Genomic DNA, 15,944 nt, shown 5'->3' with positions numbered 1-15,944 from the left:
GAAAAATATAATTTTGATGGAATTTGAAATTTTGGAAAATAAAAAAGTCCGACTGCGAAGTCGGACTTTTAAAATACTGAAAATAATATATGTTTATATCATCACAACATAGAGCAAGCCCAACCTATTCTCTTATAGCGAGAGGTCCATAACTTTCTATAAATAGTGACGTTACTTTGCATTATTGATAATTTATATTGGTCAAATGTATTTAAAATTTTCTTAAGTTGTATTTTTGAAATGAAATAATTTAAAAATGAAGAAAATATACATAGGTTTAAGTTTGTGCTTTTTACTGGTATCTTGTGGTAGTAGTTTTCAGGGGTTTTATAACAATCATAAAGCAGATGTGGGAACTACATCTTTTCAAGTTCCTAATTTTATGAAAGCAGTTTTAAGTCAAATTTCACCTGAAGTAAAACATGCTATCGGTAATATATCAGACTTGAAATTTATAAAGTTTGATGCGCTTAGTAAGTTTAAACGTGAGAGTTTAATTGCTGAAATGAATGCCGTAACTAATAGTGGTTATACTGATGTTTTTAGAAAGAATGATGTGGTTAATACGCGTATAATTTCAGTAAAAGAATTAGGCGTAGTGGTAACCGATGCTATTATCTTTAATAGTACAGAAAACGAAACAACAGCTTATTATTTACAAGGAAATTTTGACCCTGAAAAAATTAAATCTTTAGCAGATGAAGATGCTTTTGGCGAATTTTCTAATAGTTTAATGCAATCTTATAATACCAATATAAACCCATCTTTTAATCCAGAAAAATAATGAAGAAATTAGTGTTAATAGCTGTAGTTTTAGTTTCTGTTTTTAGTTGCGGACAAAATAAACGACCTATTCTTGGGGAAACAGAGTTTCAAAAAACAATAAATGCAGAGTATAAAGATGCTTCTACATCGCCATTAAAAGATAAAGACAGAAAGGCATTTGAAGGTTTGGAGTTTTTTAAATTTGATTCTACTTATGTTGTTACAGCGCAATTTAAACGTGTTGAAAATGCCAGATGGTTTAACATGAAAACCACAACAGATCGCGTTTCTAAAGAACGTATTTACGGTGTTTTGATTTTTAAATTGAAAGGTAAAACGTTTAATTTAAATGTTTACCAAGGACAAGAATTAATGAACAAAGAAGGTTTTGAAGATTATCTGTTTCTTCCTTTTTTAGATGAAACTAATGGTTTGGAAAGTTATGGTGGTGGTCGCTATCTCGATATGAAAATCCCAGAATCTAATACCATAGTTATAGATTTTAATAGCTCCTACAATCCATATTGCGCTTATAACGAGCGGTTTTCTTGCCCGGTTGTACCTCGTGTTAATTATTTAAAAACCCGAGTAGAGGCTGGTGTTAAAGCGTTTAAAAAACACTAATATTTTAATTCCCATAAGTTTGTTGAGCTTATGGGAATATATAAGTGAATATGGTTGTTAATCGTCAAGCTTTGCTGAAAGCTCTAACCAACGTTCTTCTTTTTCTTCTATGGTATCAATAATAACTTGAAGCTTGTCGGAAAGTGCATTTATTTCGTCGGGTGTTAAATCTGGATTGTTAAATTTTGCTTCTAGTTCTTTTTTATCAAACGTTAAAGATTTTATTTTACTTTCAATGTTATTTAATTCCTTTTCTTCGTTGTAAGAAAGTTTTTTTGCATCCGTTTTTTTCCAAGCATTTTTCTCTTTTTTATCCTCGGTATCAGCTGCTGCAATAACATCTTGGCTGTCTTCGTAAATACGGTAATCGGTGTAGTTACCTGGGAAATCTTCAATTTCACCTTCACCTTTAAAAACAAATAAGTGATCGATTACTTTGTCCATAAAGTACCTGTCGTGCGTTACAACAATTACGCAACCTGGGAAATCTAAAAGGAAACTTTCTAATACATTTAGTGTTACAATATCTAAATCGTTGGTTGGCTCATCGAGGATTAAAAAGTTGGGGTTTTGTATTAAAATTGTACATAAATACAAGCGTTTACGCTCGCCACCACTTAGTTTTTCAACAAAATCGTATTGTTTCTTTCTACTGAATAAAAAGCGTTCTAAAAGTTGTTGTGCAGAAATTTGCTTTCCTTTTTTCAACGGAATATAATCTCCAAACTCACGAATAACGTCTATAACCTTTTGTTCTGGTTTTATGGTAATTCCGCTTTGAGTATAATAACCAAATTTTACAGTTTCACCTTTGGTAACTTTACCAGAATCAGGCTGAGCAGTTTGGGTTAATATATTTAGAAATGTTGTTTTTCCTGTTCCATTTTTACCAATGATACCAACACGTTCTCCTTTTTGAAACATGTAGTTAAAGTTATCTAGAATTGTTTTGTCTTTAAAGCTTTTTGATACTTTATGAAATTCTAAAATTTTACTACCCAAACGTTCCATATTTAGTTCTAATTGAACTTCGTGATCGTTACGGCGTTGGTGCGCACGGTGTTTTATATCGGCAAAATCATTAATTCTAGATTTTGATTTTGTAGTACGTGCTTTTGGTTGACGACGCATCCAAGTAAGCTCTTTTTTGAAAAGTTGCTTAGCTTTGTTGGTTTCTATGGCATCATTTTCTATACGAGCTTCTCTTTTTTCTAGGTAATATGAGTAGGTTCCTTTGTAATTAAAAATTTGACCTTCGTCTAATTCTATAATTTCATTGCATACACGTTCTAAAAAGTAACGGTCGTGTGTTACCATAAAAAGTGTAATGTTTTCCTTGGCAAAAAAGGATTCTAGCCACTCAATCATTTCTAAATCTAAATGGTTTGTTGGCTCATCTAAAATTAGTAAATCTGGTTTATTTATTAATGCATTTGCTAGTGCTAAACGTTTTATTTGTCCACCAGAAAGCACGCTTACTTTTTGAGATAAATCTTCTAATTTAAGTTTAAAAAGTATTTGCTTGTATAGGGTTTCGAAATCCCATGCTTCATGACGTTCCATGGCATCAAAAGCGACTTGGTAAGCGTCTGTGTCGTCCGGGTTTAGAAGTGCTTTTTCATAATTTGAAATCACTTTTAAAATTGGGTTTTCACTGGCAAAAATAGTTTCTTCGATTGTTAAGTTTTTATCAAACTTAGGATCTTGAGATAAAAAAGAAACGGCAATACCTTTTCGGAAAGTTACGCTACCAGAACCTGGTTCGTCATCTCCTGAAAGAATATTTAAAATAGAGGTTTTACCCGTACCATTTTTAGCCACGAAAGCTATTTTTTGATCTTTGTGGACACTAAAAGAAACGTTTTCAAAAAGTGTAAGTTCTCCGTAAGATTTCGATATGTTTTCTACTGTTAAATAATTCAAGTCTATTTGTTTTTTTACAAAGAACGTCTAAAAAACCAAAAAAAAGGGTATAAGTTTTATTCTTCACGGTGAAAAGTTATATTTGTGGTTAATCTATTAGCCTATATGTTAAAACAATTTGCCTTTTTTATTCTTGTTGCAATTACGTTAATTAATACTTCCTGTATCACAAATAAAGATGTTGTCTATTTGCAAGATAAAGGAACTGTAATTAGTGATTCGTTGCAAATACAGGCGTTGGCTAAGCCTTACAGGGTACAGATTAATGATATTTTGAGTATCGACGTAAAGGCTTTAGATAAAGAATTGGTTGAAATTTTTAATCCAACAACTAATGATATTGGTAATACACAACAAGCGCTTTATTTTACTGGATTTACGGTAGATTTACATGGAAATATAGAATTTCCTATTTTAGGAGAAATAAATGTACTCGGTTTTACAGTTGAGGAAATTGAAGATAAGGTAAAGCATGAGTTATTACAGCAGTATTTTAAAGAAACGGCTCAAATATTTGTTACTGTAAAACTTGCTGGTTTGAAATACACAACGGTTGGAGAGGTTGCTAGTAAAGGTGTGCAAGTAATTTACCAAGATCGTGTTAATATTATTGAAGCTATTGCAAATGCTGGAGACATTCAACAAACAGGAGATAGAACAGATGTTTTAATTGTGAGGCAATATCCTGATGGTCAAAAAATACATCATATAGATTTGACAGATATAGCAGCAATGAAATCTGAGTTTTATTATATACAACCTAATGATATTATTATGGTAAAACCATTAAAACGTAAATCTTTAGGGGCTGGTGAAACGGCTACGCAAACACTTACTACAATTGCTAGTTTGTTTTCAGTGGTTATTAGTACTTATTTTTTAGTAAAGAATTTGTAAGCTATGGATGATGGATTTGATTTTCAAAACGGACAGAACTTCAATTTTAAAGAGTTTGTTTTTAGGGCTATAAGCTATTGGAAATGGTTGCTACTTGGTCTTTGTATTGCTTTTTATGTCGTTTACCATCAAAATATTAGACGTGAGTTTCCTTATACTCTGGGTGCTTCTGTAACCGTCCAAGATGATAAAAACCCTTTATTTACTGCCAACACAAGTTTAGTATTTAACTACGGGGGTATATCTGGGAAGGTGCAAGAGGTGTTATTAAATTTAACATCTAGAAAACACCACGAGAAAGTTGTAGATAGTCTAAAGCTTTATCTAACATATTTACAACAAGGACGTTTTTATAAAACGGATATTTATAAAGAAGCGCCTTTTATGTTTCAAGGTAAAGCTGATAGTTATCAGGTTATTGGTCACCCCTTAAAAATTACGCTACTATCAGAAAATAGATTTCAAGTTACATACGATTTTGGTGAATTGAATGTTGTGGCAGCTCAAAATTATCGAAATAAAAAAGTTCAATATATAAACTTAAAGGAGAGTGTCTTTTCCGAAGAATATAATTTTGGAGATTATATAGATTTACCTTTTTTGAAAGGTCGCTTATTAAAAAGGAGTGAAATAGCGTTAGTGCCTCAATCGGAATATTATATTCAGTTTAATAATTTTGATAGCACGGTTTCTAGTTTTATGCAATCTTATGCTGTTAGAAATGAAATGAACTCACCTCTTTTAACTATAAGGTTAACTAATAAGAACAAATCTAAAATAGTTGATTATATTAATACATCTGTTTTTATTTTAGATCGCGATCAATTGCAACGTAAAAATCAGTATGCAATAAATACCATTGAATTTATTGATAAGCAATTATCTAGAGTGAAAGGGGAGCTGACAAAAAAAGCCGATTCACTTAATGATTTTATGAAGGTTAATAAAATATTTGATTTAGAAAGTGAAAGTGCCTTACTGACATCTAAAATTGAAGAATATAAGAGCCAAAAAGACCTATTAACAGAGCAGCTATTGGCTCTAGATTTATTGAAAAATTATTTAGTTACTAATAATGACTATAGTGCTTTGCAAGTTCCATCGACCACAGGAGTTTCAGAAGCTAATATTGGAGCAAATGTTTCTAAAATTATTTTGTTATCTGCCGAAAAATCTAAACTAGCCTATTCAGTAAGGGACAATGTGTCTGTTTTTGATGATTTAAATAGGCAAATAGGAGCATTAAAGCTGGTTGTTCTTGAGAATATTGCTTCAGAAAAATTTAATATTCAATCTCAATTAAAGTCTGTCAATTCTAAGATTTATAATTCAGAGAGTGAGTTTTCTACCATTCCAGAAAGTCAACAAAGACTAAGAGCTATAGAGCGGGAATATTTGTTAAGTCAGAGTACATACGATTTGTATTTGGCAAAACGAGGTGAGGCCGATTTAATAAAAGCTTCTAATGTTTCTGATATTGTTTTAATAGAACCAGCAAAAGATACTGGACAAGGAAGAAACGCTGTTAATCTTAACATAAGATATGTTTTTGCTTTTTTCGCAGTGCTAATTCCTCTGTTTTTAGTTGCATTTGTTGTTACCTTTTTTGATAATAAACTTCATGCTCCAGGGGATTTGGAGGATTTAAGCAGTATACCATTATTAGGTGTTATTGGTCAAAATGATACAGCTAATAATTTGGCTGTTTTCAATAAGTCTCAATCTGCAATGGCTGAGGCCTTTAGGGCTATACGGTCGAGTTTGCAATTTATGTATAAAAAGCATGATTTGGAAGGGAGTAAAACTGTTTTAATTACATCTTCCATAAGTGGAGAAGGAAAGACTTTTACGGCTATAAATATTGCTTCTGTTTTTGCTTTAAGTGGAAAGAGAACGGTATTGGTAGGGTTAGATTTAAGAAAGCCTAGAATTTTTGATGATTTTGAATTGAAGAATGACATTGGTGTTGTAAATTATTTAATAGGACAAAATTCACTAGGCGATATTGTACAACAAACAAAAGTTGAAAACTTGGATATAATTACTTCTGGTCCAATACCTCCAAACCCTTCGGAGCTTTTGATTAGTGAAATAATGGATGCGCTCATAGCTGAGTTAAAAGAAAAATATGATTATATCATTTTAGATACACCTCCTGTTGGTTTAGTAGCTGATGCTTTGGAGCTTTTAGAATATGCCGATGCGTCACTTTATGTAGTCCGTCAAGATTATACTCAAAAAGAGATGCTTACCTTGATAAATGAAAAGCATAAAAATGGTGTCGTTAAAAATATTAGTTTCATTTATAACTTTTATAATTTAAAAGGAAAATATGGTTACGGATACGGTTACGGTTATGGGGATTATGCTAACGGATATCACGATGTAGCCGAGAAAAAGTCTTTTTTTAATAAGCTACTTTCTGTCATTAAAAAATAGATTGATATTTACTTTATTATTAAGTGAGTGTGTTTAAAATTATAATTTAAACTTTTAATATATTAATTTGAACTCGACTGTAAAAAATAATGATTGGTTATACACCATATCACCTAAAAAAAAATTGATTAATCTTAATTTTAAAGAAATTTGGAGGTATCGTGATTTATTGCTTTTGTTTGTCAAGCGTGACATTATAACACAATATAAGCAAACTATTTTAGGACCATTGTGGTATTTTATACAACCCTTATTTACGTCAGTAATTTTTACCCTAATATTTAATAATCTTGCAGCAATACCTACCGGTAATGGTATTCCTGCCTTTTTATTCAATTTAGCGGGTATTACTTCTTGGAACTATTTTAGCACCTGTTTGACAGGGACTAGTGATACCTTTAAATCTAATCAAGGAATATTTGGAAAGGTGTATTTTCCTAGAGTGATCACCCCATTGTCAGTGGTATTTTCAAATATTATTAAATTTGGTATTCAGCTTCTAGTATTTATTTCTTTTTACATATTTTTTGTGTTTTTCACAGATAAGGCTAGTAATGCATTACCACAAATAACAATTATACTATTACCTATATTAATTTTATTTATGGGTTTATTAGGGTTAGGATTAGGAATGATTATTTCTTCCTTAACTACAAAATATCGCGACTTAAGTTTTCTAGTAGGTTTTGGTGTCCAACTACTAATGTACGGATCCGCAGTCATGTATCCGTTATCTTATTTTAAAGAAAAAGTGCCAGAGTATGCATGGATAGTAGCCTATAATCCAATGACCACTATTATTGAGTTGTTTAGACAAATGACATTAGGCATTGGGGCATTTTCAATTAGTAATTTTATTTATGCTGGAGTTGTAAGTATAATATGTTTTTTAATAGGGTTAGTCATTTTTAATAAAACTGAAAAATCTTTTATAGACACCGTTTAATATGACAGATCAAGACATTATTTTAAAAGCAGAACACATCTCTAAGCAATACCGTTTAGGATTGGTTGGTACAGGTACCATAAGTCATGATTTAAATAGATGGTGGCATAAAATACGTGGCAAAGGTGATCCTTATTTAAAAATTGGAGAAAGCAATGATCGTAGTACCAAAGGACAATCTGATTACGTTTGGGCATTACAAGACATAAATTTTGAAGTTAAACGTGGTGAGGTTTTAGGTATTATTGGAAAAAATGGCGCAGGTAAATCTACATTGCTTAAAATTTTATCTAAGGTTACAGGACCAACAACAGGCGAAATTAAAACCAGAGGACGTATCGCCTCTTTACTAGAAGTGGGGACAGGTTTTCATGGCGAAATGACTGGACGAGAAAATGTTTTTTTAAATGGTGCTATCCTTGGGATGACTAAAAAAGAAATTAGCTCGAAAATTGATGAAATTATCGAGTTTTCAGGTTGTCAACGTTACATCGATACACCAGTAAAACGCTATAGTTCTGGTATGACTGTGCGCTTGGCTTTTGCAGTTGCTGCTTTTTTAGAGCCTGAAATTTTGGTGATAGATGAAGTGTTGGCGGTTGGAGATGCAGAGTTTCAGAAAAAAGCAATTGGTAAAATGCAGGATATCTCGAGAGGAGAGGGACGTACGGTGTTGTTTGTAAGTCATAATATGGCAGCCATCCAAAGCTTGTGTACACGCGTGTTATTAATCCAAAATGGAGTAATTGCAAATCCAGAAGGTTATGATGCTGATGTTGCAGTAGAAAAATATCTTTTAGATAATAAAAAAGACGAAATCATAAAAAAAAAGACACCTAATTTTAATGTAAAGGTTAATCAAAAAAATAACTATACTTTTTCTGAAGCTTTTAAAGTTAATTTGGATTTTGAAAATTTATTAAACGAAGAGCAAGAGGTGTTTATAGATTTTGCTGTTGTCAATCAAATGGAAGATTTTGTATTACATTATAGGATGGATTTTGATAAAGAACCAGTCAGAATTAAAACAGGAGTTAGTAATTTGCGTCTAAACATAGATAATCCTGGTTTAATATTAGGCGAGTATTCTATAATAATATACATCTATAATAGAATGAAAAATGTGTTGTATTGGGTAGAAAATAGCTCAAGTTTTCAGATTTCTAATATGGATAATCAAATGATTACTACCACAAAAATTAAGTCTCAAATCGTACCTAGAGTAGGTATAGAATATGTGTAGTTTTGAGTAGTTATCTAAAATTCAAAAATGAAAAAAACGATATACAAATTCATCAATAGATTAGGTTATAAGATCGAAAAAAAACGACCTAAAGAATACTTCTTTCCTGAACTAAAAAAGTATAACATCACAGAAAATTTTGAGTTGCTTTTTAATTCAAAAATCTTTGTGAAAAGTTTAGATGCGATCTATAGTAATTTTGCATTACAATCGCATAAAGATGGGTTTTTGGTTAGTTTTTTAGACTTTAATATTTATGTTGAAAGTATTGAAGAGTTTTTAATTTTAAATGAAGTTTTTGTAACCAAGGATTACAATTTTATTTCAAACCATAAGACTACAGTCATTGACATTGGAGCTAATATAGGAATCAGTTCTCTATATTTTTCAACATTAGATTGTGTAGATAAAATTTATGCTTTTGAGCCTATTATTGATACCTTCAACCAAGCCCAATATAATTTAGAATTGAATAAAACACGACATAAAGTGATTGCTATTAAGAATATTGGTTTAGGGAAAAGCAATAGGACGGAAACGGTTTTATTTAATAAATCATCAAAAGGAAATACAGGTGTCAGAGGATTATTAAGTCCTACGTACGCTAGTAATGCACAAAATGAAATTAGGGCGTTAAAAATTGTAGAAACTTCAAAAGAAATCGAAAAAATAATTACTACTTCCGTTGGTCAAAAAATAATGATCAAAATGGATTGCGAAGGCGCAGAGTATGAGATTTTTGAAAATTTATCGGAATCAAACTTACTAGATAAAATTGATGTATTGATTATAGAATGGCATGACAAAGGGGCTAAATCAATAGAGAATACTTTATTGAAATTTGGTTTTAACGTCTTTTCTAGAGATTTAGGACCGATTTCTGGTATTATAACAGCATCAAAATAAATTATAATGAATTTTGAAGTTTCTGTCATAATTCCTGTTTTTAATGCTGAATCTTATGTGGCTAAAGCAATAGGTTCTGCTTTGCAGCAATCAGAAGTTAGAGAGGTTATTGTTATCAATGATGGAAGCACGGATCAATCAGTAGAAATTATTGAAGATCTTCAAAAATCTGATTCAAGAATTAAATTATTTCATCATAAAAATAAAATAAATAAAGGACGTTCAGAAACTAGAAATTTAGGAATTAGTAAAGCAACTTCAGAATATATTGCTTTTTTAGATGCAGACGATTTCTATTTAGGAAATAGATTTAAAAACGATCATTTCTTATTTAAAGAGGACCAGATAACGGAAGGTGTGTACAATGCAATTGGAGCTCATTTTTATAAAGAAGTGTCAAGTCAGGAAAGACAAAGGTTAAATTTAACATCGGTTACAGAAGTTATAGAAGCAAAACAATTATTTAATATCTTGTTATCTGGACGACTAGGCTATTTTTCTATTGACGGATTGACCGTTAAAAAGGCTGTGTTTAATAAAACAGGTGTATTTAACAATACATTGAAAGTTGCAGAAGATACAGATTTAATCTGGAAAATGGCCTTAAAATGTAAACTTGTGTCTGGTGTAATAGATGAGCCGGTTGCTATGAGAGGCGTACACGATGGTAATGTATTTAATAATGAAGATTTATATAAAGAATACAATCTAAAGTTATTTGAATCTATTGCCTTCTGGAGTGCTAAAAATAACATTGACATAAAAAAAATAGAACGTATTATTGAAAAAATTTGGATCTTAAAAAGCAGACAAACCCATTCAGTTTTGAAAAAGATTAGCTACTGGTTTTATTTAACAACAAATATGACTAGTACATTATTTACGTATCTAACTGTAAAGTATTTTCCATTAGTAAGATATAGAAAAATACTATTTTCATTTATGTACAAACTAGATAAATAATGGATTTTACTGTATCTGTAATCATACCAACGTATAATGCACAAGACTTTATTGATAAAACAATTCAGTCGGTTTTGATGCAGACAGAAGTGTCTGAAATTGTAGTGGTTGATGATGGAAGTAAAGATGAAAGTTTAAAGGTGTTGCAAGCGCTTCAAAAGGAGCATAAAAGTATTAAGGTTTTTCAGCATGAAAAGGGTGTTAATAAAGGAAGAGGAGCAACTCGGAATTTAGGAATCCTAAAAGCAACGTCAAATTATATCGCTTTTTTAGATGCAGACGATTTTTATTTAGAAAATAGGTTTAGTTTAGATAAAACAATATTAAAAGACCAAGCAATAGACGGTGTTTATAATGCTGTTGGTTTTCATTTTTATAGAAACATTAAGCCAAACGAGCAAAAATATTTTAAGCTCAATACCATTACTAAAACATTAAAACCAGAAGATTTATTTGATGGTATTGTTAAAAGTAAATATGGGTTTTTACATTTAAACGGAATTACAATCAAGCGCAAAGCATTTAGTACAATTGGATTAATGAATCCTGAGCTAATTGTAACACAAGACACAGATATTATTTTTAAAATGGCTTTGCAATGTTGTATGTTGCCAAGTAATATTACAAATCCAATAGCCTTAAGAGGAATACATGACGATAATATTTTTAATAAAGATGAGATTTATAAAAAATACACGCAAAAATGTTTTGAATCTGTAATCGATTGGAGTTTTAAAAATAACATTGAAATTTGTAAAATAGAAGCTTTAGTAGACGCTATTTGGGTTTTTAAGTTTAAACAAAAAGAAGGACTGATTAGCCATATTGATTATTGGTTTAAGTTGATGTTTAAATTTCCTAAATTATTGTTTTCTATGTTAAGTATTAAATATTTTCCAATCGTACGATTACGCAAAACACTTTTTCCTTTTATTTATAAGAACTAATGGTAATGAAAACTAGTAGCAACGTCACTGTAGTAATACCTTGTTTTAATGATGGGGCGTTTATAAATGAGGCTATACAGTCTATTTTGAATCAAACCTTAAAACCAGATCAAATTATTGTTGTTGATGATGGATCTGAAGATGACACAAAAGCTGTCTTAAAAGCTATAAAAGAAGATACTGTTACGGTAATGTTCCAAAGTAACACTGGGGTTAGCTCAGCTAGAAATGTTGGCATAAGTCAAGCTGAAACAGATTATATTTTAACCTTAGATGCTGATGATCTTTTTGAACCCACTTTTATGGAAAAGGCATTGCAGATTATGGAGAGTGATAATAACATTGCTGTAGTCGGCTGTTATTACAGAGGATTTATCGGTAATACAATAGATGCTAAAATAGAAAAACCATTAGGAGGGAAACTGTCTGATTTTTTAGTAAAAAACAATGGTTTAGGTTGTTCTCTATTTAGAAAAAAATCATGGAAATTAGTGTCTGGTTATGACGAAAACATGCTATACGGTTACGAAGATTGGGAATTTTGGATTAATATTTTAAAAGAGGGACAGTCCATGTATATCATCGAAGAACCTTTATTTAAGTATAGAACTAAAAAGAATTCAAGAGATAAAAACGCGATTAAATATCATGATTATGAGTTGAGGGAATATATTTTTAATAAACACAAAAATGTATATCTTCAAAATTTTGAATCATTTGCAAAGCACATGTTATATCAAAATAGTAGATTGCGAAATGATAAAACAAAATTACTAAACGCAACAGAAGTTAAAATTGGTAAAGCTATTCTTTTACCTTTTAGAGTAATTAAATCCATTTTTAAAAAATAAAGAATGACAAAAAAGGTTTCTATAATAGTTCCTTGTTATAATCATGCGCATTACTTGAAGGATGCTTTGGGGTCTGTTTTGTGTCAAACCTTTACCAATTGGGAATGTATTATTGTTAATGATGGTAGTCCTGATAATACGAAAATAATAGCAAGTCAGTGGTGTGCAAAAGACGATAGGTTTGTTTATTTAGAAAAACAAAATGGAGGTTTATCTAGTGCTAGAAATGCGGGAATACAAATAGCTAAAGGAGAATTTATTTTACCTTTAGATGCAGACGATTTAATACATCAGGACTACCTAGAAAATTTAGTTCCTGTTTTAAATCAAAATAAAAAGTTAGCAATAGTGTCGTGTTACAGTAATTTTTTTATAAATAATATTGATAATGTGACCTATAAGTTAAGACCTAAAGGTGACAATTATAAATGGCTATTATATGTCAATCAATTAGTAGCAACGTCTTTGTACAGAAAATCTTGTTGGGAAACCGTTGGAGGTTATGATGAGAACATGAAAAAAGGGTTTGAAGATTGGGAGTTTTGGTTAGCTATTACTAAGTTAGGATGGAACTATAAAATAAAAGAAGAGTTTTTGTTTTATTACAGAAAAGCAAAGCAATCCATGTTAGTAGATACTATTAACAATCATTTTGAAGCTAACAAAGCGTACATTGTAAAAAAGCATAAAGAACTATATATAGACGATTTTGATAATTGTATGACAGTTATGTTTCATGAGCAAAATGCAACACGAATAAGTTTGGCAAAAATAAAAAAGTCGACAGCGTATAAAATTGCTAGAACGATAACTAAACCTATCCGTGTTATCAAAAAGCTTTTAAAAATTAGTAGCACATGATTTCGGTAGTCATTAGAACAAAAAATCAAGCCAAAGCTTTAGCGTTTTCATTAAAAAACCTAAAGGAACGTTACAGTAAAGATATTACAGAGGTTATTGTATTGGATAATCTATCCTCAGATAATACTGCTGACATTGTTAAACACTATGATGCACGATTAGTAACCATTAAAAACTTTAGTTTTGGTGGTAGTGCAAATGTCTGTGCAAAAGAAGCGAAAGGACCAATAATCGTTTTGTTTAGTGCACATTCATATCCGGTCAGTCATGATTTTTTTAAATTAATTCAACAAAAATTTGATGCAAATTCAAACCTTGCTGGTTTAAGATGTTTGCATAGTAAAAACGATTACAGAAATTATATAAATAATATTTCTGCAAAAGAAGACCCCAATAAATCTGGTCTTATTTTTTCTGGTTCCACTTTTAATAAAACGGTTTGGCAACAACATAATTTTAAAGAAGACGTAGCTACTTTTGAAGATAAAGAGTGGACAACACGGGTGTTAAAAGCAGGATTTGAGATAGATTTTGTGCCTTCAATTTTTAGTTATGAAATTAGTAGAACTAAAAAGCAATTGCATTTTAGATTTAAAAATGACGTTGTAGGTAATTATCAATTGTGGCATGAAGAAGTGACTTTATCCAATGCTAATAAAGGACTGGTAATGTCTCTTTTTAAGATCGTAAAGGCGGTATTTGTAGATAGTTATTATGCGTTCAAGCGATACTTTTATTTACTTAAGTTTATGCTCAATAAGCCTAAACAATTTTAATGGTGATTAGTTTTAACTTTTAGTATTAATGCGTAAAGACAATAATTTTGACTTTTTAAGATTTCTATTTGCCGTTTTTGTTGTGCTTTCCCATGCCTATCCATTATCCGGAATTGATGAGAAGGAACAATGGATTTATAAAATGACCAATGGACAAATAGTATTAGCCCAAATTGGTTTAAGTGTTTTTTTTGTAATTAGTGGCTTTTTTATTTTTCAAAGTATGGAGAGAAGTAAAAGTCTTTTGCAATATTATAAAAAAAGAATGCTAAGATTATTTCCAGCATTATTAGTGTTATTATTAATTACTGTGGTCGTTGTTCCTTTTGTTTACACAGGAGTTGGATCTGTTTTTTCGAATTCAACGTATTTAAGTTATTTGCCTAATAATATCAGTTTGTTTGGTTTTCAGGGTGTTATAGATGGTGTTTTTGATACAAATCATTATAAAGCAATAAATGGCTCTTTATGGACTATTAGGTATGAGTTTACATTATATATTGTTATTTCATTTTTATTTTTTATTAGAACAAAACAAAAATTATTGGTGGTTTTATTAGCATTAGTATTTATCTTGTTTAGTGTGTTGTATCTGTTTTTTATGGGACGCTTTTCAGGCTCTTCAATTTTAGGCATGCAAGGGTATCATATTTTAAATCTAGGTAACTTTTTTATAGCAGGTAGCTTATTGGCATCTCTAAAATTTGAAAAATATAAAAGTAAGTCATTGCTATTCGTCTTAATTTTAATACTAATTTTATCATTATATTTTGATTTTTATGACGGGATAAAACATTTGATATTTTCTATGTTTATTATCATTTTAGGATATACTCCAATTAAAGGAATTAAAGACTTTGGGAAAATTGGAGACTTATCTTATGGTATTTATATTTACAGCTTTTTTATTCAACAACTTTTAATGTGGTTTTTTAAATTGAATACTATAAATTTAGCGGTTTACTCATTGTTGATTTCAGTGGTATTGGCTTATTTGTCTTGGCACTTAGTGGAGAAGAGCGCATTGAGGTATAAATAATAAAAAAATAAAATTTAATAATTACATATGTTTAAAAAAATAAAAAATTTTATAAATGCAATTCTAAAAGATAATAATGGTAGGCATCAACAAAATAATTTACATTTAAAAGAGCTTGAATGGGCTAATACTTACCATGATAGTATTAGAGGTAAAAATGCTTTACAGAACTTACCATTAAATATAGGACGATGGGCTGGGAATTATACTTTTTTTTATATATTAAATAGAATACTTAATGATTATAAACCAAAATCTATTATTGAATTCGGGCTAGGTGAATCTAGTAAATTTATATCTGTTTTTATTGAGAATTATTCAAAAGAAAGTCAGCATTTAATTATTGAAGAAAATGCACTTTGGCGTGATGCTTTTAATTCTAATTTTACATTATTTGAGAATTCAAAGATTGAGGTCTGTGATTTAATAACAAAGCAGGTTAAAGGTTTTGATGTAAATGGATATAATGAAATCGAGAAATTTACAGCATCTAAATTTGATTTATATGTTGTTGACGGCCCATTTGGTAGTCCAAATTACTCGCGTCATGATATTTTGAAGTTTGCCGAAAATTTAAGTGAGAAAGATGATTTTATTATTATTTTGGACGATTATCATCGTTTAGGTGAAAAGCAAACAGGAGATGATTTAGAAGCTTTGTTTAAGGTTAAAAATATGAAGGTGAATAAAGAGGTGTATATTGGTGTGAAAAGTTTAATTGTTTTTGCAACTGATAAATATAAATATGCAACATCATTGTAACT

The 15,944-nt window shown here is 30.3% G+C and carries 15 protein-coding genes; 14 read left to right on the top strand and 1 reads right to left on the bottom strand.

Features of this window, described 5'->3' with window-relative positions:
• The first annotated feature begins 256 nt into the window (after nt 1-256).
• Nucleotides 257-784, top strand: coding sequence for a DUF4252 domain-containing protein (locus GQR98_RS01610; RefSeq protein WP_159017981.1), 528 nt, complete (start codon nt 257-259; stop codon nt 782-784).
• Nucleotides 784-1,389, top strand: a complete 606-nt coding sequence (locus tag GQR98_RS01605; RefSeq protein WP_159017979.1) for a DUF1684 domain-containing protein — start codon at nt 784-786, stop codon at nt 1,387-1,389. The genes GQR98_RS01610 and GQR98_RS01605 overlap by 1 nt, the downstream gene beginning before the upstream one ends.
• Before the next feature lie 57 nt (nt 1,390-1,446).
• On the opposite strand, the gene GQR98_RS01600 is transcribed toward GQR98_RS01605, so the two are convergent.
• Nucleotides 1,447-3,312 (bottom strand): ABC-F family ATP-binding cassette domain-containing protein, encoded by a 1,866-nt coding sequence (locus GQR98_RS01600; RefSeq protein ID WP_159017977.1) that lies wholly within the window; start codon nt 3,310-3,312, stop codon nt 1,447-1,449.
• Between the two features lie 105 nt (nt 3,313-3,417).
• On the opposite strand from GQR98_RS01600, the gene GQR98_RS01595 reads away from it, so the two are divergent.
• From GQR98_RS01595 to GQR98_RS01540, 12 genes are all read left to right on the top strand, one after another.
• Nucleotides 3,418-4,209, top strand: a complete 792-nt coding sequence (locus GQR98_RS01595; RefSeq protein ID WP_159017976.1) for a polysaccharide biosynthesis/export family protein — start codon at nt 3,418-3,420, stop codon at nt 4,207-4,209.
• A gap of 3 nt (nt 4,210-4,212) precedes the next feature.
• Entirely contained in the window at nt 4,213-6,648 is a 2,436-nt protein-coding gene (locus GQR98_RS01590; protein WP_159017975.1) for a polysaccharide biosynthesis tyrosine autokinase, read from the top strand.
• 61 nt (nt 6,649-6,709) lie between these two features.
• Complete coding sequence (locus tag GQR98_RS01585) at nt 6,710-7,594, top strand: ABC transporter permease (protein WP_410488904.1); 885 nt, start codon at nt 6,710-6,712, stop codon at nt 7,592-7,594.
• Nucleotide 7,595: 1 nt separating this feature from the next.
• A complete protein-coding gene (locus GQR98_RS01580) occupies nt 7,596-8,837 on the top strand; it encodes an ABC transporter ATP-binding protein (RefSeq protein WP_159017973.1) in 1,242 nt (413 codons plus the stop codon).
• Between the two features lie 27 nt (nt 8,838-8,864).
• Nucleotides 8,865-9,743, top strand: coding sequence for an FkbM family methyltransferase (locus GQR98_RS01575; RefSeq protein ID WP_159017972.1), 879 nt, complete (start codon nt 8,865-8,867; stop codon nt 9,741-9,743).
• 6 nt (nt 9,744-9,749) lie between these two features.
• Nucleotides 9,750-10,706, top strand: a complete 957-nt coding sequence (locus GQR98_RS01570) for a glycosyltransferase family 2 protein (protein WP_159017971.1) — start codon at nt 9,750-9,752, stop codon at nt 10,704-10,706.
• The gene (locus GQR98_RS01565; protein ID WP_159017970.1) at nt 10,706-11,653 is read left to right on the top strand and encodes a glycosyltransferase family 2 protein; all 948 of its coding nucleotides are present in this window, start codon (nt 10,706-10,708) and stop codon (nt 11,651-11,653) included. The genes GQR98_RS01570 and GQR98_RS01565 overlap by 1 nt, the downstream gene beginning before the upstream one ends.
• Nucleotides 11,654-11,658: 5 nt before the next feature.
• A complete protein-coding gene (locus GQR98_RS01560) occupies nt 11,659-12,504 on the top strand; it encodes a glycosyltransferase family 2 protein (RefSeq protein ID WP_159017969.1) in 846 nt (281 codons plus the stop codon).
• A 3-nt stretch (nt 12,505-12,507) separates the two neighbouring features.
• On the top strand, nt 12,508-13,365 hold the full coding sequence (locus GQR98_RS01555) for a glycosyltransferase family 2 protein (protein ID WP_159017968.1): 858 nt from the start codon (nt 12,508-12,510) through the stop codon (nt 13,363-13,365).
• Nucleotides 13,362-14,141, top strand: a complete 780-nt coding sequence (locus GQR98_RS01550) for a glycosyltransferase (RefSeq protein ID WP_159017967.1) — start codon at nt 13,362-13,364, stop codon at nt 14,139-14,141. Before GQR98_RS01555 ends, GQR98_RS01550 begins: the two co-directional genes overlap by 4 nt.
• A gap of 28 nt (nt 14,142-14,169) precedes the next feature.
• A complete protein-coding gene (locus GQR98_RS01545; protein ID WP_159017966.1) occupies nt 14,170-15,180 on the top strand; it encodes an acyltransferase family protein in 1,011 nt (336 codons plus the stop codon).
• 27 nt (nt 15,181-15,207) lie between these two features.
• Entirely contained in the window at nt 15,208-15,942 is a 735-nt protein-coding gene (locus tag GQR98_RS01540) for a hypothetical protein (protein ID WP_159017965.1), read from the top strand.
• Nucleotides 15,943-15,944: the final 2 nt, after the last annotated feature.

Source organism: Algibacter sp. L3A6 (assembly GCF_009796825.1).
In the GTDB taxonomy this organism is placed as follows: Bacteria; Bacteroidota; Bacteroidia; order Flavobacteriales; family Flavobacteriaceae; genus Algibacter.
This window is presented reverse-complemented; position numbering and strand designations above follow the sequence as displayed.

Bases quoted from the DNA above. Each gene is read 5' to 3' on its own strand.
- GQR98_RS01610 (WP_159017981.1), top strand. From the start codon at position 257: ATGAAGAAAATATACATAGGTTTAAGTTTGTGCTTTTTACTGGTATCT.
- GQR98_RS01605 (WP_159017979.1), top strand. From the start codon at position 784: ATGAAGAAATTAGTGTTAATAGCTGTAGTTTTAGTTTCTGTTTTTAGT.
- GQR98_RS01595 (WP_159017976.1), top strand. From the start codon at position 3,418: ATGTTAAAACAATTTGCCTTTTTTATTCTTGTTGCAATTACGTTAATT.
- GQR98_RS01590 (WP_159017975.1), top strand. From the start codon at position 4,213: ATGGATGATGGATTTGATTTTCAAAACGGACAGAACTTCAATTTTAAA.
- GQR98_RS01580 (WP_159017973.1), top strand. From the start codon at position 7,596: ATGACAGATCAAGACATTATTTTAAAAGCAGAACACATCTCTAAGCAA.
- GQR98_RS01575 (WP_159017972.1), top strand. From the start codon at position 8,865: ATGAAAAAAACGATATACAAATTCATCAATAGATTAGGTTATAAGATC.
- GQR98_RS01570 (WP_159017971.1), top strand. From the start codon at position 9,750: ATGAATTTTGAAGTTTCTGTCATAATTCCTGTTTTTAATGCTGAATCT.
- GQR98_RS01565 (WP_159017970.1), top strand. From the start codon at position 10,706: ATGGATTTTACTGTATCTGTAATCATACCAACGTATAATGCACAAGAC.
- GQR98_RS01560 (WP_159017969.1), top strand. From the start codon at position 11,659: ATGAAAACTAGTAGCAACGTCACTGTAGTAATACCTTGTTTTAATGAT.
- GQR98_RS01555 (WP_159017968.1), top strand. From the start codon at position 12,508: ATGACAAAAAAGGTTTCTATAATAGTTCCTTGTTATAATCATGCGCAT.
- GQR98_RS01550 (WP_159017967.1), top strand. From the start codon at position 13,362: ATGATTTCGGTAGTCATTAGAACAAAAAATCAAGCCAAAGCTTTAGCG.
- GQR98_RS01545 (WP_159017966.1), top strand. From the start codon at position 14,170: ATGCGTAAAGACAATAATTTTGACTTTTTAAGATTTCTATTTGCCGTT.
- GQR98_RS01540 (WP_159017965.1), top strand. From the start codon at position 15,208: ATGTTTAAAAAAATAAAAAATTTTATAAATGCAATTCTAAAAGATAAT.